Origin of the sequence: Actibacterium naphthalenivorans (assembly GCF_014196965.1) — a bacterium.
Classification (GTDB): Bacteria; Pseudomonadota; Alphaproteobacteria; order Rhodobacterales; family Rhodobacteraceae; genus Actibacterium_A; species Actibacterium_A naphthalenivorans.
Window position 1 is genome coordinate 1,378,550 of sequence record NZ_JACIEQ010000001.1, and the last position, 21,408, is coordinate 1,399,957.

19 protein-coding genes are annotated in these 21,408 nt (G+C 63.4%); 7 read left to right on the forward strand and 12 right to left on the reverse strand.

All coding sequences use genetic code 11. The annotated features are described in order from the left end of the window. Positions 1-26: 26 nt before the first annotated feature. Together dnaJ and radC are read left to right on the forward strand one after the other, a co-directional pair. Complete coding sequence (gene dnaJ / locus GGR17_RS06815; RefSeq protein ID WP_054537582.1) at positions 27-1,178, forward strand: molecular chaperone DnaJ; 1,152 nt, start codon at positions 27-29, stop codon at positions 1,176-1,178. 48 nt (positions 1,179-1,226) lie between these two features. Further along, on the forward strand, positions 1,227-1,988 hold the full coding sequence (gene radC, locus GGR17_RS06820; protein ID WP_054537581.1) for a RadC family protein: 762 nt from the start codon (positions 1,227-1,229) through the stop codon (positions 1,986-1,988). Here radC and GGR17_RS06825 read toward each other — a convergent pair. The 3 genes from GGR17_RS06825 to secA all read right to left on the reverse strand — a co-directional run bounded on the left by GGR17_RS06825 (position 1,985) and on the right by secA (position 7,514). Continuing rightward, on the reverse strand, positions 1,985-3,481 hold the full coding sequence (locus tag GGR17_RS06825) for a phosphate ABC transporter substrate-binding/OmpA family protein (protein ID WP_054540258.1): 1,497 nt from the start codon (positions 3,479-3,481) through the stop codon (positions 1,985-1,987). The two genes, radC and GGR17_RS06825, sit on opposite strands and share 4 nt — an antisense overlap. Positions 3,482-3,559: 78 nt before the next feature. After that, on the reverse strand, positions 3,560-4,615 hold the full coding sequence (locus GGR17_RS06830) for a hypothetical protein (RefSeq protein WP_054537580.1): 1,056 nt from the start codon (positions 4,613-4,615) through the stop codon (positions 3,560-3,562). A gap of 205 nt (positions 4,616-4,820) precedes the next feature. Then, positions 4,821-7,514 (reverse strand): preprotein translocase subunit SecA, encoded by a 2,694-nt coding sequence (gene secA, locus GGR17_RS06835; RefSeq protein ID WP_054537579.1) that lies wholly within the window; start codon positions 7,512-7,514, stop codon positions 4,821-4,823. A gap of 187 nt (positions 7,515-7,701) precedes the next feature. On the opposite strand from secA, the gene GGR17_RS06840 reads away from it, so the two are divergent. From GGR17_RS06840 to mutT, 3 genes are read left to right on the forward strand one after another with little or no spacing between them, the layout of a single operon-like run. Next, positions 7,702-8,547 carry a peptidylprolyl isomerase gene (locus tag GGR17_RS06840; RefSeq protein ID WP_054537578.1) on the forward strand — a complete coding sequence of 282 codons (846 nt, stop codon included), beginning with the start codon at positions 7,702-7,704 and terminating at the stop codon, positions 8,545-8,547. An 18-nt stretch (positions 8,548-8,565) separates the two neighbouring features. Next, complete coding sequence (gene argJ / locus GGR17_RS06845) at positions 8,566-9,954, forward strand: bifunctional glutamate N-acetyltransferase/amino-acid acetyltransferase ArgJ (RefSeq protein ID WP_082386478.1); 1,389 nt, start codon at positions 8,566-8,568, stop codon at positions 9,952-9,954. Further along, on the forward strand, positions 9,951-10,349 hold the full coding sequence (gene mutT / locus GGR17_RS06850; protein ID WP_037203710.1) for an 8-oxo-dGTP diphosphatase MutT: 399 nt from the start codon (positions 9,951-9,953) through the stop codon (positions 10,347-10,349). Before argJ ends, mutT begins: the two co-directional genes overlap by 4 nt. A gap of 388 nt (positions 10,350-10,737) precedes the next feature. Here the strand turns inward: mutT and infB are convergent, their stop codons facing one another. The 5 genes from infB to pip form a co-directional block, all read right to left on the reverse strand. Beyond that, the gene (gene infB / locus GGR17_RS06855; protein ID WP_183314770.1) at positions 10,738-13,254 is read right to left on the reverse strand and encodes a translation initiation factor IF-2; all 2,517 of its coding nucleotides are present in this window, start codon (positions 13,252-13,254) and stop codon (positions 10,738-10,740) included. A gap of 17 nt (positions 13,255-13,271) precedes the next feature. Then, the gene (locus GGR17_RS06860; protein ID WP_054537576.1) at positions 13,272-13,883 is read right to left on the reverse strand and encodes an RNA-binding protein; all 612 of its coding nucleotides are present in this window, start codon (positions 13,881-13,883) and stop codon (positions 13,272-13,274) included. Positions 13,884-13,905: 22 nt separating this feature from the next. Beyond that, positions 13,906-15,528 (reverse strand): transcription termination factor NusA, encoded by a 1,623-nt coding sequence (gene nusA / locus GGR17_RS06865; RefSeq protein WP_037203712.1) that lies wholly within the window; start codon positions 15,526-15,528, stop codon positions 13,906-13,908. Positions 15,529-15,530: 2 nt separating this feature from the next. After that, positions 15,531-16,127, reverse strand: a complete 597-nt coding sequence (gene rimP / locus GGR17_RS06870) for a ribosome maturation factor RimP (RefSeq protein WP_054537575.1) — start codon at positions 16,125-16,127, stop codon at positions 15,531-15,533. A 268-nt stretch (positions 16,128-16,395) separates the two neighbouring features. Beyond that, on the reverse strand, positions 16,396-17,385 hold the full coding sequence (gene pip / locus GGR17_RS06875) for a prolyl aminopeptidase (protein ID WP_054537574.1): 990 nt from the start codon (positions 17,383-17,385) through the stop codon (positions 16,396-16,398). Between the two features lie 70 nt (positions 17,386-17,455). On the opposite strand from pip, the gene ubiG reads away from it, so the two are divergent. Then, positions 17,456-18,202: a bifunctional 2-polyprenyl-6-hydroxyphenol methylase/3-demethylubiquinol 3-O-methyltransferase UbiG gene (gene ubiG, locus GGR17_RS06880; RefSeq protein WP_054537573.1), complete on the forward strand. Its 747-nt coding sequence runs from the start codon at positions 17,456-17,458 to the stop codon at positions 18,200-18,202. Here the strand turns inward: ubiG and GGR17_RS06885 are convergent. Genes GGR17_RS06885 through GGR17_RS06900 form a run of 4 tightly spaced genes read right to left on the reverse strand, consistent with a single transcriptional unit; the run spans position 18,199 to position 20,488 of the window. Next, a complete protein-coding gene (locus tag GGR17_RS06885; RefSeq protein WP_052071181.1) occupies positions 18,199-18,591 on the reverse strand; it encodes a MarR family winged helix-turn-helix transcriptional regulator in 393 nt (130 codons plus the stop codon). The two genes, ubiG and GGR17_RS06885, sit on opposite strands and share 4 nt — an antisense overlap. A 51-nt stretch (positions 18,592-18,642) precedes the next feature. Next, a complete protein-coding gene (locus tag GGR17_RS06890) occupies positions 18,643-19,473 on the reverse strand; it encodes a carbon-nitrogen hydrolase family protein (RefSeq protein WP_054537572.1) in 831 nt (276 codons plus the stop codon). A 3-nt stretch (positions 19,474-19,476) separates the two neighbouring features. Further along, on the reverse strand, positions 19,477-19,734 hold the full coding sequence (gene grxC, locus GGR17_RS06895; RefSeq protein ID WP_037203728.1) for a glutaredoxin 3: 258 nt from the start codon (positions 19,732-19,734) through the stop codon (positions 19,477-19,479). Positions 19,735-19,771: 37 nt separating this feature from the next. Next, positions 19,772-20,488 carry a double zinc ribbon domain-containing protein gene (locus tag GGR17_RS06900; protein WP_054537571.1) on the reverse strand — a complete coding sequence of 239 codons (717 nt, stop codon included), beginning with the start codon at positions 20,486-20,488 and terminating at the stop codon, positions 19,772-19,774. 43 nt (positions 20,489-20,531) lie between these two features. On the opposite strand from GGR17_RS06900, the gene GGR17_RS06905 reads away from it, so the two are divergent. Beyond that, the gene (locus tag GGR17_RS06905) at positions 20,532-21,380 is read left to right on the forward strand and encodes a methyltransferase domain-containing protein (RefSeq protein ID WP_054537570.1); all 849 of its coding nucleotides are present in this window, start codon (positions 20,532-20,534) and stop codon (positions 21,378-21,380) included. Positions 21,381-21,408: the final 28 nt, after the last annotated feature.

The window sequence follows — 21,408 nt, forward strand, 5'->3', positions numbered from 1 at the left end:
CGCGTGTTCCCCAAGAGGGAAAGCTGATGGCAAAACGCGACTATTATGAGGTTCTGGGCGTCGGCAAAGGCGCCTCGGCCGAAGAACTGAAAAAGGCCTATCGCACGAAGGCCAAGGAACTTCACCCCGACCGCAATGCCGACAAGCCCGATGCCGAGGCCCAGTTCAAGGAAGTGAACGAGGCCTATGAGATGCTGAAGGACCCCGAAAAGAAAGCCGCCTATGATCGGTTCGGCCACGCCGCCTTCGAAGGTGGCATGGGCGGCGGGCCGCGCGGCGGCGCGGGCGCGGGCCACGGCGATTTCGCCTCGGCCTTTTCGGATGTGTTCGACGATCTGTTCGGCGATTTCATGGGTGGCCAGCGCGGCGGCGGCGGCGGGCGCCAGCGCGCGGCGCGGGGATCGGATCTGCGCTACAATCTGCGGATATCGCTGGGCGAGGCCTATACCGGCATCCAGAAAACCATCAACGTGCCCACCTCGGTGGCCTGTTCGGCCTGCCACGGCACCGGAGCCGAAAGCGGCGCCGAGCCCACCGGCTGCCCCACCTGTTCGGGCATGGGCAAGGTGCGCGCGCAGCAGGGCTTTTTCACCGTCGAACGCACATGCCCGACCTGTGGCGGCCTGGGCCAGATCATCAAGAACCCCTGTGCCGCCTGTGGCGGTGCCGGCCGGGTTGAAAAAGAGCGTACGCTGAACGTCAACATCCCGGCAGGGGTGGAAACCGGCACCCGCATCCGTCTGGCGGGCGAGGGCGAGGCCGGGCTGCGCGGCGGCCCGACCGGCGATCTTTATATCTTCATCGAGGTGGCCGAGCACCCGATCTTTCAGCGCGAGGGCATGAATCTGTCGTGCCTGGTGCCGGTCTCGGTCAGCACCGCCGCGCTGGGGGGCGATATCGAGGTGCCCACCATCGACGGCGGCCGCAGCCGCGTGAAAATCCCCGCCGGCAGCCAGACCGGCAAACAGATGCGCCTGCGCGGCAAGGGGATGCCATCCCTGCGCGGGGCCAGCCATGGCGACATGTTCATCGAGCTGACGGTCGAGACGCCGGTGAACCTGACGTCGAAGCAAAAGGAACTCCTGCGCGAGTTCGAGAAGCTGAGCGAGCATAACAACCCCGAAAGCTCCGACTTCTTTTCGAAGGTCAAAAGCTTCTGGGACGGGATGAAAAGCTGACGCGCCCGCGTTAACCTTTCGTTCAGGATGTTCTGCAAGGGTCGGCGCATGAGCCGGCCCGACGCATTTTCAGAACCCCGCCTGCCGTTCATCGACGCGGCCGCCCCGGCAGATCCGCTGCCGGCGGGGGGGCGGCTGCCCTCCTACATCCGCGATCACCGCAAACGGCTACGCAACCGTTTCATGGAGGGCGGCGCCGCAGCGATCCCTGACTACGAGATGCTCGAGCTGGTGCTGTTCCGCGCCATCCCCCGCCAGGACGTCAAACCGCTCGCCCGTCGCCTGTTGGACAGGTTCGGTGATTTCAACCGCGTCCTCTCCGCCCCGGTTCCCCGCCTGCAAGAGGTGGAGGGCGTGGGCGATGCAGTGGTGCAGGAGCTGAAGATCATAGAAGCCGCCGCCCACCGCCTGGCCCGCGCCCGGGTGATGGAACGCCCGGTGATTTCCGGCTGGGACGCGGTGCTGGACTATTGCCATACCACCATGGCCCACCGCGAAACCGAACAGTTCCGCGTACTCTATCTCGACCGCAAGAACGTGCTGATCGCCGATGAGGAACAGGCGCGCGGAACGGTTGACCATGTTCCGGTCTACCCGCGCGAGGTGGTCAAACGTGCGCTGGAACTCAATGCATCGGCCCTGATCCTGGTGCACAACCACCCGTCGGGCGACCCGACCCCGTCGGATGCCGATATCACGATGACCAGCCAGATCAGCCACGCGGCCGAGGCGTTGAACATCGCATTGCATGATCACATCATCGTCGGCAAATCGCGCGAGCTGAGCTTTCGCTCGGCCGGTTATCTCTAACGCAGCCAGACCTCGACCCGGCGGTTCACACTGCGGCCCCACTCGGTGTCGTCACAGGCCATCGGCATCGCCTCTCCGAAGGCTTCGATGGCCAGCGCGACCCTGGATTGATCGGCGGTGACCGCGGCCGCCAGAACCGCATTGCGCACCGCCTCTGCCCGCAGACTCGATATGCGCCGGTTCACCTGCCAGTTGCCGTCACTGTCGCTGAAGCCCACGAACAATAGCTCGCGGTCATCGAACACACCGCTTTCCAGCGCCCGGGCCAGATCGGCCACATTCCCCGCCGATTGCGCGTCCAGCTTTGTCGATCCGCCGCGAAACCGGAAAGTCGGCGTCAGGCGGAAAGCGCCGCGCAGCAGCGCCACCATCCGCTGTACCTCTTCCAGCGGCACGTCCGCGCCGGCGTTGGCGATCGCATCGGCAAACCGGACGCCCTGTTCATCCAGCGCGATCTCTTCGCGCATGAGATCGACAAACCCGGCCCGCCGCACGATGCGCTGCGCGGTGGTGCTGGCCAGAAAGCCCAGAAACTCCCGCGCAAGCCGGGGCAGGCGACGTTCCGGCGTGTAAAGGAACATGGGTGCGGTAAAGGGGTAATCCTCGGTTTTCAGGTTGCGGCGGCTGGCCGAAAGCTGAATCCCGCAGGTGCCGAGCAAATTGACCGGAACCGCATTGCCAATGTCGGAAAACCGGCTGACCCCGATGGCCAGCGGATCGCGCGCCACCGCATCGGCCAGCGCAGCAGAGGAGGCATGGCGGATCACCCCCTCATCCATCACCAGGCTGAGCGGCGCCAGAAAATGATCCTCGACAGCCTGCTGGATGCCTGTGTCGGCCGGGCGCGCATGAACCGCGATGGGCGCGTCCTGCAAATCCCACTCCCGCACCACGCCCGAAAGCATCGCCGCCAGCGCCTCGACCGAAACCGAGGCCAGCGGGTTGTCCGGCGCGATGATCGGCACCAGCGCATCCAGCGCCACGATGCGGCTGCGGGCGGGCTCCGACAGATCGCCAAGCCCGGCCTCGATACCGCGCACAACCTCGTCGGGCCGGACCTCGCGCATGGCCATGGCGATATCGGCATCGCCCGTCAGCATGTCGGCAAAGCCTTCCGAGGTCGAACTGATGCGAAATCCGATATGCGCCACGACCCGCTCCGTGGCCGGATCGGAGAGGGTGAAGGTGAAATGCCTGTCGTCCTGCGCGGCCCGGCCAAGCGACAGGCCGCGACGGGCGGCAAAACCCTCGATCAGCGCGGGCATCAGAACCTCGCCCAACGCCGGTTCACCGGCAAAGGTGAACTCGGCGATATAGGCATCCAGATCGGGGCAGCCGACGCCGGAACACAGCACCGCCTGCCCATCCAGAACCAGCGGGCCGTAAACCGTGCTCAGCCGGTAAAATTCGCCGTCAAAGGAAAGAAGCGTGCCGCTAAGCGCGACCGACCCGTCACGCGACGTGAGGGTGACATCCTGCGCTATGGCAGCCATCGGAAGCACAAGGAAAAAAAGCACGGCCGTACGAACCGCGCGGAAAATAACTACAAACATGCGTCATACTGCTTCTCATCAGTTGCGCGCGATCTTCAGGTCTCGCAAAATGTTTTTCAACACAAGAAATTCGCCCACCGCAGAACAGTCTGGCATCGTAAGCGCAAGATCAGCAACCTGAAGCTGTTCATCGACACCGGGCTGCAATGTTTCGGCGAAAAGCTCCTGCCCGCAGTTGGCCTCTGTCACCTCGGCCTCGATGCTGACGCGCACAACCCCGCTATCGTGGCCCTGGCCTTCGGGATAGCTGTAAACCTCGGCGGTGCGCGAGGCGGGCAGCGAAAGATCGCCAAGTTCCACAAGAAAACCGCCGCGCCCCTCGGCCCCGTAGCCGGGTGTGCGCGGGGCACCCGCCCAGACATGCCCGGCATCGCCATATCCCGCACCGAACTCGAGCGCATGTATCTGCATTGCGCCCTGGCCATAACGCAGCAGCGCGACCCGCTCATACTCATCCGCATCCGGCACCGTGACCGTGCCCGTCAGAATCTTTCCGTCCTCGAACCGAACCACAAAGGCCGCGACACGTGAAAGCGCAGGGATCCGGGCGTTCACCACCCCGGTATTCGTCGTGCGCATCGCGAACTGAAGCAGCCCGTGGGAAATTTCCACCCGCTCATCCGGCCGGCAGGGAGCGACCAGCGACAGGACAACCATGGCCGCTTCCGCCACTGAAACGCTCAGCTTCGGCTCACAGGGAAGACCGTATTGGTTGAGATCCGCGCCGACGCGGTTTGGCGAATGAAAATTCATATCCAGCGGTGCAAGACGGCGCGACACCTCGATCGCGCCCGGGCTGTAAAGCCGCGCCTCGCCCGCAGCAAGTGGCGCGAAGGGAAGCACGATACCCGCTTGCGGATCGTCGCCCGCCGCGTTTTCCTCTACAGGGGCGGACAGCGCGATCATGTTTTCCAGATCGAAACGGGGTGCGGGCGCATAGGCCACCTGTTGCGCGGTGGCGCTGGATTGGTTTGACCCGCCGAAATACCGGTCTGAATGCTGCACCAACTCGCCCGACGCCGCGGCAACAAGCACCGTAAGGCCAAACACAATGAATTTGGGATCGAGTTTCACAGCGCACCTTTTTGCTCTTCGACCTCGCCCAAACTAGAAAACGAAAGGGGCGGCTGCGTGGCAGTTTTGCGGATTGCTGTAAATTAGTGGATAGTCTGTTTCACACCGCATGTTGCGAAACGGGGCAAACTCTCCACGAAATCCCGTTTCTGCGGCGCAGAATGGGGCAATCTCGCCCCAGTCCCGCCAAAATTTGTGCCGACTGTCAGACCAAGCGCCCGTGGCAATGCTTGAATTTCTTGCCGGAGCCACAGGGGCAAAGATCGTTGCGGCCGGGATTGCCCCAGGTCGTCGGATCGTTTTCGTGGAACCCGTCGGCAACGGGTTCGGGCGTGTCGGCAACCGGGGCTTCGGCGGCGGGTTGCAGCGCCCGCTGCTGCTGCAACAACTGTTGCATCATCTGCGTCTGCTCGTCTTCGGACAGGGGGCGTACCTGCGCCAGCTTCTCTGTCACATCCACGCGCAGCGCGTTCAGCAGGTTTTCGAACAGGGTAAAGGCTTCGGTCTTGTATTCGCTCAACGGATCACGCTGGGCATAGCCACGGAACCCGACGACCGAGCGCAGATGCTCCAGCGTCAGAAGATGTTCGCGCCATTTGGTGTCGATCGTCTGCAGCAGGATCTGCTTTTCGATGTTGCGCATGTTTTCGGGGCCGAACTGCACCGCCTTGGCCGCCATCGCCTCATCCGCCGCCTTGGCGATCCGGGCGCGCAGCACTTCATCATCCACGCCCTCTTCCTGGGCCCAGGCGATGATCGGCGCGTCGATGTTCAGCTTTTCCAACACCGCGGCATAAAGCCCTTCGGCATCCCACTGATCGGCATAGGAGCGCGCGGGGATAAAACTGTCGACCAGATCGTCGATCACCTGATGGCGCATGTCCTGCACGATCTCCGACAGATCGGCCGCCTCCATGATCTCGCGCCGCTGGCTGAAGATCACCTTGCGCTGGTCGTTCATCACATCATCGAATTTCAGCAGATGTTTGCGGATGTCGAAGTTGCGCCCCTCGACCTTGGCCTGTGCCTTTTCCAGCGATTTGTTGACCCACGGATGAACGATGGCCTCGCCTTCCTTCATCCCGAGGCCCGAGAGCACCTTGTCGAGCCGTTCCGAGCCGAAGATGCGCATCAGGTCATCCTCAAGGCTCAGGAAGAAAGACGACCGGCCCGGGTCGCCCTGACGGCCAGACCGGCCGCGCAGCTGATTGTCGATCCGGCGGCTTTCGTGACGTTCGGTGGCCAGCACATACAACCCGCCGGCCGCCAGCACCTTTTCCTTTTCGTCGGCATGTTCGGCGGCGATGCGGGCGCGCACCTGTTCGGGATCGGCCTCGGGGTCGGCGTCCAGCGCCTCCATCACCTGCATCTCGATATTGCCGCCAAGCTGAATGTCGGTGCCCCGGCCGGCCATGTTGGTGGCGATGGTCACCGCACCCAGACGGCCCGCATCGGCCACGATCTTGGCTTCCTGCTCGTGGTGCCGGGCGTTCAGCACGTTATGCGGAACACCGGCCTCTTTCAGCAGCGACGAGAGAAACTCCGACTTCTCGATCGACGTCGTGCCGACAAGCAGCGGCTGGCCCTTCGCATGGGCCTCTTTGATGGCAATGACGATGGCCTCGAACTTTTCGCGCGCCGAACGATAGACCTGATCATGCTCATCCACGCGGGCGATCGGCCGGTTGGTCGGCACCTCGACCACGCCAAGGCCATAGATCTCGGCAAATTCCTCGGCTTCGGTCAGGGCCGTACCCGTCATCCCGGCCAGCTTGCCGTAGAGCCGGAAATAATTCTGGAAGGTGACAGACGCCAGCGTGACGTTTTCGGGCTGAATCGTCACGCCTTCCTTAGCCTCGATCGCCTGATGCAGACCGTCCGACAGCCGCCGCCCGGCCATCATTCGCCCGGTGAATTCGTCGATCAGCATCACCTGCCCGTCGCGGACGATATAGTCCTTGTCCTTGTGGAACAGCTTGTGCGCCTTCAGGCCCTGGGTGGCATGATGCACGATGGTGGTGCTTTCCGGATCATAGAGCGATTGCCCCTCGGGCAGGATGCCCGCCTTGGAAAGCTGCTCTTCCATGAACTCGTTGCCATCTTCGGTGAAGGTGACATTGCGCTGCTTTTCGTCCAGCTCGTAATGCTCTTCGGTCAGCAGCGGCACGATCTGATCCAGCGCCACGTACAGGTCGGATCGGTCCTGGCTGGGCCCGGAGATGATCAGCGGCGTCCGCGCCTCATCGATCAGGATCGAATCCACCTCGTCGACGATCGCAAAGTTATGCCCGCGCTGCGAAAGCTGGCTGAGTTCGGATTTCATGTTGTCGCGCAGATAGTCGAACCCAAGCTCGTTGTTCGTGGCATAGGTCACATCGGCGGCGTAGGCGGCCTGTTTTTCATCTTCGGGCTGCTGCGGATAGATCACGCCGCAGGTCATGCCCAGCGTGTTGAAGACCTTGCCCATCCATTCCGCGTCACGCTTGGCCAGGTAATCGTTGACGGTGACGATATGCACGCCCTTGCCCGTCAGCGCGTTCAGATAGGCCGGGAAGGTGGCGACCAGGGTCTTGCCCTCGCCCGTCTTCATTTCGGCGATATTGCCCTCGTGCAGAAAGATGCCGCCCATAAGCTGCGTGTCGAACGCCCGCAGGCCAAGTGTGCGGCGCGCGGCCTCGCGGCAGTTGGCAAAGGCCTCGGGCAGAAGCGCTTCGAGGCTTTCGCCGTCTTTCGCGCGCTGCGCCAGTTCCGTGGTCTTCTGCTTGATCCCCTCGTCGCTCAGCGCCTCGAACTCGGGCTCCAGCGCATTGATCTTCTCCACGATCGGAGCGGTGGCTTTGATCTTGCGGTCGTTCGGCGTGCCAAAAACCTTTTTGGCGAGTGTTCCGATGCCCAGCATGTTTTCTCCGCGTGGTGGCTCTTTTTCGGGATCGTGAAAGAGGATGCCTTGCCCGCCCCCCTTCGCGCCCCTAGGTAGGGCCAAGAAACAAGGGCGGTCCGGCGCTTTCGGACCATGTTGCGATGTAAGCGCCCGCCCAATGAGTGTCAACGTCGCCAGACCGCGCGGCTGCAAAGGAGTTGCCTTGATGCCTTCCCCGATGAAATCCGTGATTGCCGCCGTTCTGGCGATCGGCCTTTCGGTTCCCGCCCTCGCCGCCGAGCAGGACGCCGGCACCGTCGTCGCCACCGTGGGTGAAACGGAAATCACCCTTGGCGAGATGATCATGATGGCCTCGCAACTTCCGCAGGAATATCAGGCCCTGCCCGATGATGTTCTGTTCGATGCGCTGCTCGACGAGCTGGTGCGCCAGACCGCCGTCGCCAACACGCTGGACGGTGCCGTTCCCGAAATCGCGCGCATCGCATTGCTGAACGAACGCCGCGCGATTCTCGCCAGCGCCGCGATGAACGAGATCGCCACCGCCGCCGTGACCGACGAGGCGATCACCGACGCCTATCAGGCGCAATACGCCAGTGCCGAGCCCGAGACGGAATACAATGCCTCGCACATCCTGGTGGAAACCGAGGAAGAGGCGGCAGAGCTGAAAGCCGCGCTCGATACCGGTGCCGATTTTACCGAGCTGGCGAAAGAAAAATCCACCGGCCCCTCGGGCCCGTCGGGCGGAGAGCTTGGCTGGTTCACGGCCGGCATGATGGTCAAACCCTTTGAAGACGCGGTGATGTCGATGGAGGCGGGCACGGTTTCCGACCCGGTCGAAACCCAGTTCGGCTGGCATGTGATCCGCCTGAACGAAACCCGCGACAAACCCGCCCCCGAGCTTGACGCCGTCCGGGGCGAGATCGCGGGCGCGCTGCAAAAGGCCGCTGTCGAGGCCGCCGTGGCCAAGATCACCGAAGAAGCCACAGTGACCCGGACCGAAACAGAGATTGACCCCGCCGCCCTGCGTAATATGCAATTGCTGACAGACTGATCAGCAAAGGAACTGCGGATGGCCAAGGACACCAAGAAGAAGAAGCTAAAGACGTCCACGAAGAAGGATGCCGCCAAGGCCAAGGCCAAGGACACCGCAAAAAAATCGGCGAAAACGGGCAAGAAGCCCGCCAAGGCGACACCCGCTGTCGCCGCGCCGAAGCCGGCGCCGCTGATCTCTCCGCTCGCGCCGGCGGGCGGGCTGCCCACGCTTCCGGCTATTGCCGGCGTTACCTTCGCCAGCGCAGAGGCAGGGGTGCGCTACAAGGGCCGGGTGGATGTCATGCTCGCGCATCTGGTGCCCGGCACGCAGATGGCCGGGGTTTTCACCCGTTCCGCCACCCGGGCCGCGCCTGTTCTGGATTGTCAGGAAAAGATCGGCAAGCCGGCCGATAACGCCGGTGCCGCCATCATTGTGAACGCGGGCAACGCCAACGCCTTTACCGGCGCGAACGGACGCGAGGCGGTTTCCGCCATCACCGCAGCCGTCGCCGCAGCCACCAATGTGCCCGAAGGGCGGGTCTTTTCCTCGTCTACCGGCGTGATCGGCGCACCGCTTCCCTATGAGCGTATAACGGCCGTTCTGGGCGATATGGCCGCGCGCCTTGACGCCGGTGGCATGGCCGACGCCGCCCGCGCCATCATGACGACCGACACCTTCCCGAAGGCCGCCACGGCCACCATCGAGATAGAGGGACAACCCATCACGATCGCCGGTATCGCCAAAGGCTCCGGCATGATCGCGCCCGATATGGCGACGATGCTGGTCTATATCTTCACCGATGCGAAAATCGCCCGGCCACCGCTGCAAAAGCTGCTGTCGAAGCTGACAGACGAAACCTTCAACGCGATAACGGTCGACGGCGACACCTCGACCTCCGACACGCTGCTTTTGGCCGCGACCGGCCAAAGCGCCGCGCCTGAAATCACCGATCTGCGCAGCAAACCGGCACGGGAATTCGCCGCCGCGCTGAAATCCGTGATGCTGGATCTGGCGCATCAGGTCGTAAAAGACGGCGAAGGCGCCACGAAATTCGTGGAGGTCACGGTGACCGGTGCGCAAACGGATGCGGATGCGCGCAAGGTGGCCATGGCCATCGCGAACTCGCCGCTGGTGAAAACCGCGATCGCCGGCGAAGATCCCAATTGGGGCCGCGTCGTGATGGCTGTCGGAAAATCGGGCGCGACGGCCGACCGGGATCTGCTGTCGATCCGGTTCGGGGATATTCTGGTGGCCGAAAACGGCTGGGTCTCGCCCGGCTACACCGAAGAGGCGGGCGCGAGCTACATGAAGCAGCAGGAACTGGTGATCGGCGTCGATCTGGGGCTCGGACGAGGCAAATCCACGGTCTGGACCTGCGACCTCACCCATCGCTACATCGACATCAACGCCGACTACCGGTCATGAAAATCGTCCTGGTTTCGGCCGTCGCGCTGATCGACGTGGACGGGCGTGTGCTTCTGGCGCAGCGTCCCGAAGGGAAATCCATGGCCGGGCTGTGGGAATTTCCCGGCGGCAAGGTCGAACCGGGCGAAACCCCCGAGGCGGCGCTGATCCGCGAACTGGAGGAAGAGCTGGGCATCGACACCTGGGAAAGTTGCCTGGCGCCACTGACCTTCGCCAGCCATGCCTATGACGATTTTCACCTGCTGATGCCGCTTTACGCCTGCCGCAAATGGAAGGGCATTCCGCAATCGCGCGAGGGGCAAGAGCTGAAATGGGTGCGTGCCGCCGAGCTGAAGAATCACCCGATGCCCCCCGCCGACATCCCGTTGATTCCGCTGCTAAGGGACTGGCTTTAGAAAGATATTAACCTTCTTCGCGCAATTTAACTGCAGTTGCACAGCAAAGTCTTTTGTTAGCATATTATTTGTGCGCTATTTGTGACAGTTTGACAAAATTTCAGATGATTTTGGAACAGTTTCATGTATTTTGATAAGACCATTCACTCTGGGGGGACAACCACATGATACGGACGATCACGATGGGCAGTTGCGTTTCTGTACAGGGCGCTTTTGTTCGCAAACTGGCCAACGGCAACATTCAGGTACGCGTTGGGGAGCGTGTATTCGAAGGACGCCCGGTCGGAAAGACCGCTGCCTGACATAGGCAAGAAAGCGGTAATCAGGCAAGAAAAAGGACGGCACGATTGGCCGTCCTTTTGTTTTTTCAGCGCATGGCGCCGCCCGATCAATCGAGCGTACGCTCCACTTCCTGCCGTTCGAAGATCTCGATGACATCGCCGGGGCGGATATCATCGTAGTTCTCGAAGGCCATGCCGCATTCCTGGCCGGACTGAACTTCCGCCACTTCATCCTTGAAGCGCTTCAGCGTCTTCAGCGTGCCTTCGTGGATCACCACGTTGTCGCGCAGAAGGCGAACCCCGGCAGAGCGCCGCGCCACACCTTCGGTCACCAGACAGCCGGCGACCTTGCCGACGTTGGACACCTTGAAGACCTCCTTGATCTCGGCATAGCCGATAAAGGTCTCGCGGATCTCGGCGCTGAGCAGACCCGAAGCCGCCGCTTTCACATCGTCCACCAGATCGTAGATGACCGAGTAATAACGGATCTCGACACCCTTCTGGTTGGCCGCGTTGCGCGCGGGCGCATTGGCCCGCACGTTGAAGCCCATGACCGGCGCGCCCGATGCTTCGGCAAGGCCGATATCGGTTTCGGTGATCGCGCCGACGCCGGCATGAAGCACACGCACGCGCACTTCTTCGTTGCCGATCTTTTCCATCGCCTGAACGATGGCCTCGGCGGAACCCTGCACATCGGCCTTCACCAGAATCGGCAGTTCCTTCACGTTTTCGTTCTGCTTGGCGTTGGCCATCAGCTGTTCCAGCGTGGTGGCCGCACCGGCAGCGGCGCGTTTTTCCTTGGCCGCCTTTTCGCGGTATTCGGCAATCTCGCGCGCCTGCGCCTCGGTCTCGACCACGTTCAGAACATCGCCCGCCTCGGGCGTACCGTTCAGGCCCAGAACCTCGACAGGCACAGAAGGCCCGGCTTCGCTCACCCGCTCGCCCTGATCGTTGACCAAGGCGCGCACCTTGCCCCACTGCTCGCCCACGACGAAGATATCGCCCTGACGCAGGGTACCGTTCTGAACCAGAACGGTCGCGACCGGGCCGCGGCCCACATCGAGCTGCGCCTCGATCACGGCCCCCTGCGCGGCGCGCTTGGGGTTGGCTTTCAGATCAAGCAGTTCGGCCTGCAGCGCGATATTCTCCAGAAGCTCGTCGAGCCCCTGGCCAGTAACGGCCGAAACCTCCACATCCAGAACATCGCCCGACATTTTCTCGACGATCACCTCATGCTGCAGCAGATCGGTGCGCACCTTGTCGGGGTTCGCATCGGGCTTGTCGCATTTGTTGATCGCAACGATCATCGGAACACCGGCGGCCTTGGCGTGATGAATGGCCTCGACCGTCTGCGGCATCACCGCATCATCGGCCGCAACCACCAGCACAACGATATCCGTCACCTGAGCACCGCGCGCGCGCATCGATGTAAAGGCCGCGTGGCCCGGCGTATCAAGGAAGGTCAGCAGCGCGCCGCCATCGGTTTTCACCTGATAGGCGCCGATATGCTGGGTGATCCCCCCGGCTTCGCCCGCCACGACCTTGGCATGCCGGATCGCATCCAGAAGCGATGTCTTGCCGTGGTCCACATGGCCCATGATGGTGATCACCGGCGGGCGCGACTCAAGGTCTTCGGCCTTGTCATCGATCGCGTCGATCACCTGCTCCACATCCGCATCCGAAACGCGGACGATCTTGTGGCCGAATTCCTCGACGATCAGCTCGGCGGTATCGACGTCGATCGACTGGTTCTGCGTGACCATCATGCCCATCTGCATGAGCGATTTCACGACATCCGCCGAACGCTCCGCCATACGGTTGGCCAGCTCCTGCACCACGATGGTTTCGGGCACCTGAACTTCGCGCACAACCTTCTCGCGGCTCTCGACCCCGCCCATCGCCTTCTGGCGCATCCGCTCCTGCTTGCGCTTCATGGCGGCCATCGAACGTTGCCGCCCGCCTTCACCGCCGGTCAGCGCCTGGTTGACGGTCAGCTTGCCCGAACGGCGGCTGTCATCCCGCGCCTTGTTGCGGGTCGGACGGTCGTCGCGGGTATCGCGTTCGCGGTCAGTCTTGCGCGGGGTCGGCTTGCCACCGCCACGCGGGGCTTCCGCATCGGCGGCAGCGGCGGGCGCTGCGGCAGCCGTCGCCTTTTCCTTCGCGGCGGGTGCCGCGGCGGCGCGCTTCTTGGCCTCTTCGGCTTCGCGGCGCTGACGCTCTTCTTCCTCGGCCTTCAGCCGCGCGGCTTCTTCGCGCTCACGCTCTTCGCGTTCCTTCGCCTCGATTTCCTCGCGGCGGCGCTGGCGATCTTCCTCGCGGCGCTTTTCTTCCTCGGCACGCTGCTTGGCGTCCTCGGCCTCATTGGCCTTGGCCGCCTGCAACGCCTTGAGCCGGCGCTCCATCTCTGCGTCCGAAATACCTGCCGGGCGTTTCGAGGGATCACCCAGATGGGCACCACCCCCCGAACCCTTGCCTGCACCGGGCTTCGGAACGACGACGCGCTTGCGCTTGGTCTCGACCACGACGTTCTTCGTGCGCCCGTGGCTGAAGCTCTGCTTCACCTGACCGGACCGCGGACCACCGCCGCGCAAACCGAGAGTTTTCTTGCCGTCACTATCGCTCATATGGTCTTCGTACCCTTTCAGGAGGCCTTGCCCCCGTCCACTTTGCGCACGCCCGAAAGCCTGGCTGCATCCTCTACAACACGTGTCGTGAGTCCGCCAGCCGCAAGCGCGCCATGTATCACATGTTCCCGTCCGAAAGCCAAACCCAATTCGTCAGCCCTCAGACAGCCTATGAATGCGTCCGTTTCCGACGGCAGGCGAAGCTTCGATTTGCCCCGCTCCGACCCGTCGCTGGCCTGGATCAGCACACGCGCCTCACCACTCGTCAGCCAGCTTTTCACCTTCTCATACCCGGCCACCGCAAGCCCGGCCTTGCGTGCCAGAGAAAGGCCCTCGATCACCCGCCGGGCCAGCCCGGCCTCGACTTGGGCAACCAGATCCTCGGGCACCTGAACCGCCTGTTTCGCACTGCGCGCGAACAACCGCTTCTTCACCGCCGTCTCCAGCGCCGCCCGATCCGCTGCAACCCAGATGCCACGCCCCGGCAATTTGCCAAGCAGGTCCGGGACGATCACATCGCCCGGCCCGACCACGAACCGGATCAGCCCGCCCTTTGGCTGAACCTCTCCGGTCGCGATGCAGCGGCGCTCGGGTGCGTTCTGTGTTTTCGGTTGGCCACCGCGACCCATGAATGCTTCCCAGGGCCTGCGATCAGGCCCCGGCCTCCTCTTCTTCAAGGCCATCGGCCTCTTCGGCATCTTCCTCGGACACCAGATCCGCCGGATCCACCCAGCCAAGCTGAATGCGCGCGGTCATCACCATGTTCTGCGCTTCTTCCAGCGAAACGTCGAATTTCTCCAGAACGCCTTCATCCTTGACACGCTGACCATCGACCGTGGTCCAGCCGCCGGCCAGCTCCCAGTCGGCGCAGGTGGCGAAGTCCTCAAGCGTTTTCACGTCGTCTTCTGCCAGTGCCTCGATCATTTGGGGTGTCAGACCCTCAAAATCAACCAGGCTGTCCTCAACACCCAGCTCGCGGGCATGTTCCAGCGCCTTCTTGTTGGCCGCTTCCAGATTGTCGCGCGCACGGGCCTGAAGCTCGGCCGCGGTATCCTCATCCACGCCGTCAATGACCAAAAGCTCGTCCAGATCCACATAGGCCACCTCTTCGAGCGAGGTAAACCCTTCGGACACCAGAAGCTGGGCAAAGAACTCGTCCAGATCCAGCGCTTCCATGAACAGGTTGGTCCGCGCCGCGAACTCGGCCTGGCGGCGCTCCGATTCCTCGGCCTCGGTCATGATGTCGATATCAAGCCCCGTCAGCTGCGATGCCAGCCGCACGTTCTGGCCACGGCGCCCGATCGCCAGCGAAAGCTGCTCGTCCGGCACCACCACCTCGATCCGCTCGGCCTCTTCGTCCAGCACCACCTTGGTAACCTCGGCGGGCTGCAATGCGTTTACCAGGAAGGTCGGCTGATCCTCGTTCCAGGGAATGATGTCGATCTTCTCGCCCTGAAGCTCGTTCACCACGGCCTGAACCCGGCTGCCGCGCATACCGACGCAGGCACCCACGGGGTCGATCGAGCTGTCATAGGAAATCACGGCGATCTTCGCGCGGCTGCCGGGATCGCGGGCCACGGCCTTGATCTCGATGATACCATCGTAGATTTCCGGCACTTCCATCTTGAACAGCTCGGCCATGAACTGCGGGTCGGTCCGGCTCAGGAACACCTGCGGGCCGCGTGCCTCGCGGCGCACGTCCTTGATGTAACAGCGCACCCGGTCATTCGGGCGATAGCTTTCGCGGCCGATCTTGTCGGTCCGGCGCAAGATCCCCTCACCCCGCCCGATATCGACGATCACGTTGCCATATTCCTCGCGCTTGACCACACCGTTGATGATGGTGCCCACGCGATCCTTGAATTCTTCATACTGCCGGTCGCGCTCTGCTTCGCGCACTTTCTGCAGAATCACCTGCTTGGCCGATTGCGCAGCGATCCGGCCCATCTCCACCGGCGGAACCTCATCGCGCAGCTCGTCACCCACTTTGGGGTCAGCCATATACTGCCGGGCCTGCTCCACGGTCATCTCGGCCTGGTAATTCTCCAGCGCGTCATCCTCGACAACGGTGCGTACACGGGTAAAGGTGGCCTTGCCGGTCTTGCGATCGATCGACACGCGAATGTCCATCTCCGACCCGTAGCGCGACTTGGCGGCACGGGCGAGGCTCTCTTCCATCGCCTGAACCACCAGATCGGGGTCGATCATCTTCTCGCGGGCCACAGCCTCGGCGGTTTGCAAAAGCTCGAGCTGGTTTGCAGAGGTAATTGCCATGCTCACTCCTCCTCGGAAGCGTCTGTTTCATCGCCCGTCAGGGGCTCTTCTGTTTCAATCTCGTCAAACTGGCCTTCATCGACGATACCCGCCGCCTTGCGCTGCCGCAGCATCTCCCGGATCAACTCATCTGTCAGAACAAGCTTCGCATCGCTCAGCCAGTCGAATTTCAGCCCGATCGTGCCCTCTTCGATCTCGATCAGAACCTCATCACCCTCGGTCCCGCGCAGCTCGCCCTTGAAACGGCGGCGGCCATCGATCATCTCGCTGGTCTCCAGCTTTGCCTCATAGCCTTCCCAGGTATCGAAATCCTTCAGCCGGGTCAGCGGCCGGTCGATGCCGGGGCTGGAAACCTCCAGCACGTAATTTTCATCAATCGGATCTTCCACATCCATCACCGCCGAAACGGCCGTGGAAATCTCGGCGCAATCATCCACCTCGATCCCGCCTTCGGGGCGCTCGGCCATGATCTGCAATGTATGTGTCTTGCCCCCCATCAGCCGGATGCGCACCAGCTCGAACCCCAAGCCCTCGATCACGGGCTGGAGAATTTCGGCAAGGCGCCGGTCGATAGCAGCTTTGGCGATAAGATCGTTCATACGTGGTCCAGAAACAAAAAAACGGGCGCGCGGCCCGTTCATGACTGTCCGGTGGTGGTTTGGGGGTGGAAGCCAAACCGCCGCTGTTGAGGGGGATATACGCCTCAAGCCCCGAGTCTGCAAGGGGGCGAAGCCATCCTCCTGTTCGCCGCAGCGCGCTTCTCTTTTCATCTTTCCGAAAATATCCCCGCCGGAGGCAAAAAACCCTATGGCGCAACAGAAACTTTCATGCCTCCGGCGGGGATATTTTCGGAAAGATGAAACAGGCTCAAAACCCCAGGCCCGTCGCCTGGCGCTGTACGGCCCTGGTGGTGCGCACCAGCTCCGCGCTGATACCGGGCTCCGACAGGGCATGACCGGCGAGCGGCACCATTTTCAGCTCCGCTCGTCCCCAGCGTTCCGCCAGCCGCCACGCGGATGTGGGCGGGCAGATCATGTCGTATCGGCCCTGAACGATGGTTGCCGGGATATGAGCGATCAGGGGAACGTTGGCCACGATCTGGTCGTCCCGCTCCAGAAACCCGGCGTTCTGGAAATAGTGGTTTTCCAGCCGGGCAAAGGCGCGGGCGTATTCGGCGGGCGCCACCGCGCCGGGTCCGTCGTGGTCTATCGAGGCAAGCGCATTTTCCCAGGATGCCCATGCGCGCGCGTGCCGGATTTCCAGCGACAGATCACCGGAAAACAGCCGCTTGTGATAGGCCCCGATCATATCGCTCCGCTCATCCGCCGGGATCAGGTCGGTGAACCGTGCCCAGAGGTCGGGCCAGAACTGCCCCGCACCGCCGCCATAGAACCAATCAAGCTCTGCCTGTGTCATCAGGAAGACGCCGCGCAGGATCAGATAGGCGGCGCGGTCGGGATGGGTCTGCGCATAGAGCAGTGACAGCGTCGCGCCCCAGCTGCCGCCAAAAACGACCCAGCGGTCGATGCCCAGTGTTTCACGGATCATCTCGATATCGCGCACCAGGTGCCAGGTGGTATTGTCTTCGACGCTTGCATGGGGCCGCGACCGGCCGCAGCCGCGCTGGTCGAACAGGATGATCCTGTATTCGGCCGGATCGAAATAGCGGCGCATCGCCGGGCTGCAGCCGCCGCCCGGCCCGCCATGCAGAACCACCACCGGGATGCCGGCGGGGTTGCCGCATTGCTCGACATAGAGGCAATGCCCCTCGCCCACGTCCAACATGCGCTGGTCGAACGGGTCGAGCTGCGGGAAAAGAAAATGCGCTGCGCGCTTTTGGCCTGCGGATTTGTCCATGATCACTCTATATAACGCCAAAGCAGGCCCTGACAGGGGCTGAGACAACAAGACCGGATCGGAGAGCCGCATGCAAGCCGCCGCAACCACCGTTGACGCCGCCGAGGTGGCGAAATTTGAAGCAATGGCCGCCGAATGGTGGGATCCGAACGGAAAGTTCAAGCCGCTGCACATGCTCAACCCCTGCCGGCTGGATTACATCACCGCGCAGATCGCGGCCGAGTTCGGGCGGGATCTGAGCGGCCCCGCGCCGTTCGCGGGCCTGCGCCTGCTGGATATCGGCTGTGGCGGCGGGCTTCTGGCCGAACCGATGGCGCGGCTGGGGGCACGTGTTACCGGCGCCGATGCCGCGGCAGGCAACATCCCCGTGGCGCAGGTTCACGCCGCGCAATCGGGGCTGGAGATCGACTATCGCCACACCACCGCCGAGGCGCTGGCGGAGGCGGGCGAGGTATTCGATGTGGTGCTGAACATGGAGGTCATCGAACATGTGGCCAGCCCCCCGGCCTTTCTGGCGGCGTGCCGGGCCTTGCTGAAACCCGGCGGGCTGATGATCTGCTCGACGATCAACCGCACCCCCAAAAGCTTCATGGCCGCGATCGTCGGCGCCGAATGGGTGATGCGCTGGCTGCCCAAGGGCACCCACGAATGGGGCAAGTTCATCACCCCCGACGAACTGTTCGCCCTGCTGGAAGAGGCGGGGATGGAACCGGTGGATCGCAAGGGATGCGTGTTCAACCCGGTAAGCTGGAGTTGGTCACTGTCGGACCGGGATCTGAGCGTGAACTACGTGACGGCGTCGGTCAAACCGTCCTAGCCGTTTTCGCCCAGCTTCTGGCGCAGCGCGCGCAGGACGGGCAGCACCGCGCGCACGTTTTCGGCACCGATATCGGCGATCACCTCGGCCAGCAGCGGGGAAATCGCATGGATGGCCGCATCGCGCGCCCGGCGCCCCGCCGGGCTGATGGTGACCCATTTGCGGCGCGCATCGTCCCAGTCCGGGCGGATATGCACATGGCCGGCCCATTCCAGCTTGCTCAGCGTGTTGGTCATCGCCCCGCGCGTGACGTGAAACGCCTGCGCCAGCTGCGCCGGCGTCTTTTCCTCGCCGATCCGGGAAAGGTGGTTCAGCACGGAAAACTGGCTCAGCTCCATGCCCTTGGGCAGCACTTTCGTCAGCCGGGTCCGGGCCAGCTGATCCGCCATGAACAACTCGCTGAAAAGCGAAACGGCAAGACTGTCGGTAGAGTCGTTCACTCAGGGTCCTTCGAAGCTGCGGTCATGGGTAAGCGAGGGGACGCGCCGGCGCGCGCTTTCGACCTGCGAAAGATCGAGGTCGACAAAGGCCAGGCCAGGCGCGTCATCCAGGCTGGCCACCACCTCGCCCCAGGGGGAAACCGCAAGGCTGTGCCCGTAGGATTGGCGCGGCTTGCCATCTTGCAGCCTGTGCTGACCGGTCTGCGCGGGGGCGAGGATATAGCACCCGGTTTCGATGGCGCGGGCGCGCAGCAGAACCTGCCAATGCGCCGCTCCCGTCACCGGATGAAAGGCCGACGGCACGGTTATCACCTGCGCCCCCGCCTGCGCCAGAGCCCGGTAGAGATAGGGAAACCGCATGTCATAGCAGATAGTCATGCCAAGCCGCGCGAACGGGGTCTTGGCAAGTGTGGCGACGGTGCCGGGGCGATAGCCATCGGATTCGCGGATCGCCTCATTCGGGCCGATCTGCACGTCGAACATGTGAATCTTGTCATAGCGGGCCACGATGCCGCCATCGGGCGCAATCAGGAAAGACCGGTTGGCGAACCGCCCGTCGGCATCCTCCGTCTTCAGCCCGAGCGAGCCGATCAGAAGCCAGACACCCAGCGCCGCGGCCTCGTCGCGCAGGCCGGCGAGGGTCGGGTCATCCTGCTCATGGCGCAGCACCTGCATCTGCCGCGCGCGGCTGGATGAAACGCAATTCGTTACCTCAGGGGTCAGCAGAAACCCGGCGCCACCTTTCGCCGCCTCGCGCATCATGGCGCGGGTGGCGGCAAGGTTCTCGGCCGGATCGTCACTCGAACTCAGCTGAAGAAGGGCCGCGAGCATCGCCTAGCCTTCGAGCAGCGGATCCAGCTTTCCCGCCCTTTCCAGCGCAAGCAGATCATCGCACCCGCCGATATGCGCCTTGCCGATGAAAATCTGCGGAACGGTATAGCCGCCATTGGCGCGAGACATCATCTCCTGCCGCTTTTCCGGGTCGCCCGAAACATCGATCTCGGCAAAGCTGACGCCCTTTTGCGTCAGCAGACGCTTGGCCATGTGGCAATAGCCACAAGTGGGGGTGGTGTAGATTTCTACTGGTTGCATCGCGATTTTCCCTGCCCGACTCGGCAAATATAGGGAATCAGGCGTCTTTCGCAACGCGTGCCAGCACCAGAACCGAAACGCCGCGCGCACCGGCGGCCAGGCAGGCCTCTGCGCCGGCGGCCAGCGTGGCGCCCGAGGTCATCACATCATCCACCAGAAGAACATGCCGTGCCTTGATCAACGCCCCGCGCCCCGGATGCACATGCAGCGCGCCGGCGACATTGGCAAACCGCGCCTCTGCCCCCTTGCCATCCTGAATCGGGGTGTTCCGGGCGCGCAGCAAAAGATCGGGGCACTGATCCAGCCCGGCGGCGCGGGCAACGCCTTTGGCCAGCAATGCGGCCTGATTGTAGCGCCGGTGCAAGAGCCGCCACCGGTGCAGCGGAATCGGCGCGACAAGCATCCCCGGCACCAGAATCGGCGCCGCCGCGCGCGCCATCCAGCCGGCGGCGGGGCGGGCCAGTTCGGCCCTGTCCCCATGTTTGAGCGACAGGATCAGCCGCCGCGCGTTATCCTTGTAGAGCAACGCCGCCCGCCCCCGGCCCCAGGGCCGCGCCAGTGTCAGGCAATCGTCGCATTGAACCGTTTCGCTGCCCTCCTCCCCCGGAAGGGGCGTGCCGCAACTGTCACAAACAAGGCCGGAAATGAAATGCGTGTCGCGCCAGCAGGGGCCGCACAGGGCGAAATCGCTTTCCACCAGCGCGCCGCAGGAAATGCATAGCGGCGGAAAGATCAGGCGAAGCGCGCTTTGCATCCCGGGTTTTCCCTTCTACATATCCTGCAAGCAAGGAGAGCCGATGCCCGAAACCCCCTCCCTGACCGACCGCCCCGCGCTGGAGCGCTATCGCGACCGCGCGCTGCGGATGGTCGAACCCGCGCTGTTTCTGCAACACGAAGCGGCCGCCGAGGTTCAGGAAAGACTGACAGAGGTTAACAGAACCTTTACGGCCCCCGCCGTAATTTCTCCCTTCCCCGAGGTCTGGCGCCCGGCCCTGCCCGGCGCCGTACACGTGCCTGATACCGAAGTGCTGGCGCTGGAACAGGGCGCGCATGATCTGGTGGTGCACGGGCTGTCGTTGCACTGGGCGAATGATCCGGTGGGCCAGCTCGTGCAATGCCGCCGCGCGCTGCGGCCCGACGGGCTGTTCATCGGCGTCCTGTTCGGCGGCCGGACCCTGCAGGAGCTGCGCGCCGCCCTGGCCGAGGCAGAGGTGCGCGCCACCGGCGGGCTGTCGCCCCGTGTCGCCCCGATGGGCGAGATCCGCGATCTTGGCGCGCTTCTGCAACGGGCCGGATTCGCGCTTCCGGTCGCCGACAGCGCGGCGCGCACCGTCACCTATGCCTCGCCCTTTCACCTGATGGCCGATCTGCGCGCCATGGGCGAGGCGAACGCCCTGTCGCACCGCCGCAAAACGCCCCCGCCCCGCCGCCTGTTCACCGACATGGCCGCGATCTATGCCGATCGCTACGGCACGCCCGACGGGCGAATTCCGGCAACGTTCGAGACGATTTTTCTGACAGGTTGGGCCCCGGACGACAGTCAGCCCAAACCGCTGCGCCCCGGTTCGGCGGTGGCACGGCTGGCCGACGCATTGCGCGCCGATGAGATAGCGCTGCCCGATCGTGCCGGCCCGGCCCGCGATTGACCTGAAGAGAAATCCGTTTATTTCACCT

What these genes read in the sequence shown, in the direction of transcription:
- dnaJ (WP_054537582.1), top strand. Translation starts at nt 27, where the DNA reads ATGGCAAAACGCGACTATTATGAGGTTCTGGGCGTCGGCAAAGGCGCC.
- radC (WP_054537581.1), top strand. Translation starts at nt 1,227, where the DNA reads ATGAGCCGGCCCGACGCATTTTCAGAACCCCGCCTGCCGTTCATCGAC.
- GGR17_RS06825 (WP_054540258.1), bottom strand. Translation starts at nt 3,481, where the DNA reads ATGGCTGCCATAGCGCAGGATGTCACCCTCACGTCGCGTGACGGGTCG.
- secA (WP_054537579.1), bottom strand. Translation starts at nt 7,514, where the DNA reads ATGCTGGGCATCGGAACACTCGCCAAAAAGGTTTTTGGCACGCCGAAC.
- GGR17_RS06840 (WP_054537578.1), top strand. Translation starts at nt 7,702, where the DNA reads ATGCCTTCCCCGATGAAATCCGTGATTGCCGCCGTTCTGGCGATCGGC.
- argJ (WP_082386478.1), top strand. Translation starts at nt 8,566, where the DNA reads ATGGCCAAGGACACCAAGAAGAAGAAGCTAAAGACGTCCACGAAGAAG.
- mutT (WP_037203710.1), top strand. Translation starts at nt 9,951, where the DNA reads ATGAAAATCGTCCTGGTTTCGGCCGTCGCGCTGATCGACGTGGACGGG.
- infB (WP_183314770.1), bottom strand. Translation starts at nt 13,254, where the DNA reads ATGAGCGATAGTGACGGCAAGAAAACTCTCGGTTTGCGCGGCGGTGGT.
- GGR17_RS06860 (WP_054537576.1), bottom strand. Translation starts at nt 13,883, where the DNA reads ATGGGTCGCGGTGGCCAACCGAAAACACAGAACGCACCCGAGCGCCGC.
- nusA (WP_037203712.1), bottom strand. Translation starts at nt 15,528, where the DNA reads ATGGCAATTACCTCTGCAAACCAGCTCGAGCTTTTGCAAACCGCCGAG.
- rimP (WP_054537575.1), bottom strand. Translation starts at nt 16,127, where the DNA reads ATGAACGATCTTATCGCCAAAGCTGCTATCGACCGGCGCCTTGCCGAA.
- pip (WP_054537574.1), bottom strand. Translation starts at nt 17,385, where the DNA reads ATGGACAAATCCGCAGGCCAAAAGCGCGCAGCGCATTTTCTTTTCCCG.
- ubiG (WP_054537573.1), top strand. Translation starts at nt 17,456, where the DNA reads ATGCAAGCCGCCGCAACCACCGTTGACGCCGCCGAGGTGGCGAAATTT.
- GGR17_RS06885 (WP_052071181.1), bottom strand. Translation starts at nt 18,591, where the DNA reads ATGGCGGATCAGCTGGCCCGGACCCGGCTGACGAAAGTGCTGCCCAAG.
- GGR17_RS06890 (WP_054537572.1), bottom strand. Translation starts at nt 19,473, where the DNA reads ATGCTCGCGGCCCTTCTTCAGCTGAGTTCGAGTGACGATCCGGCCGAG.
- grxC (WP_037203728.1), bottom strand. Translation starts at nt 19,734, where the DNA reads ATGCAACCAGTAGAAATCTACACCACCCCCACTTGTGGCTATTGCCAC.
- GGR17_RS06900 (WP_054537571.1), bottom strand. Translation starts at nt 20,488, where the DNA reads ATGCAAAGCGCGCTTCGCCTGATCTTTCCGCCGCTATGCATTTCCTGC.
- GGR17_RS06905 (WP_054537570.1), top strand. Translation starts at nt 20,532, where the DNA reads ATGCCCGAAACCCCCTCCCTGACCGACCGCCCCGCGCTGGAGCGCTAT.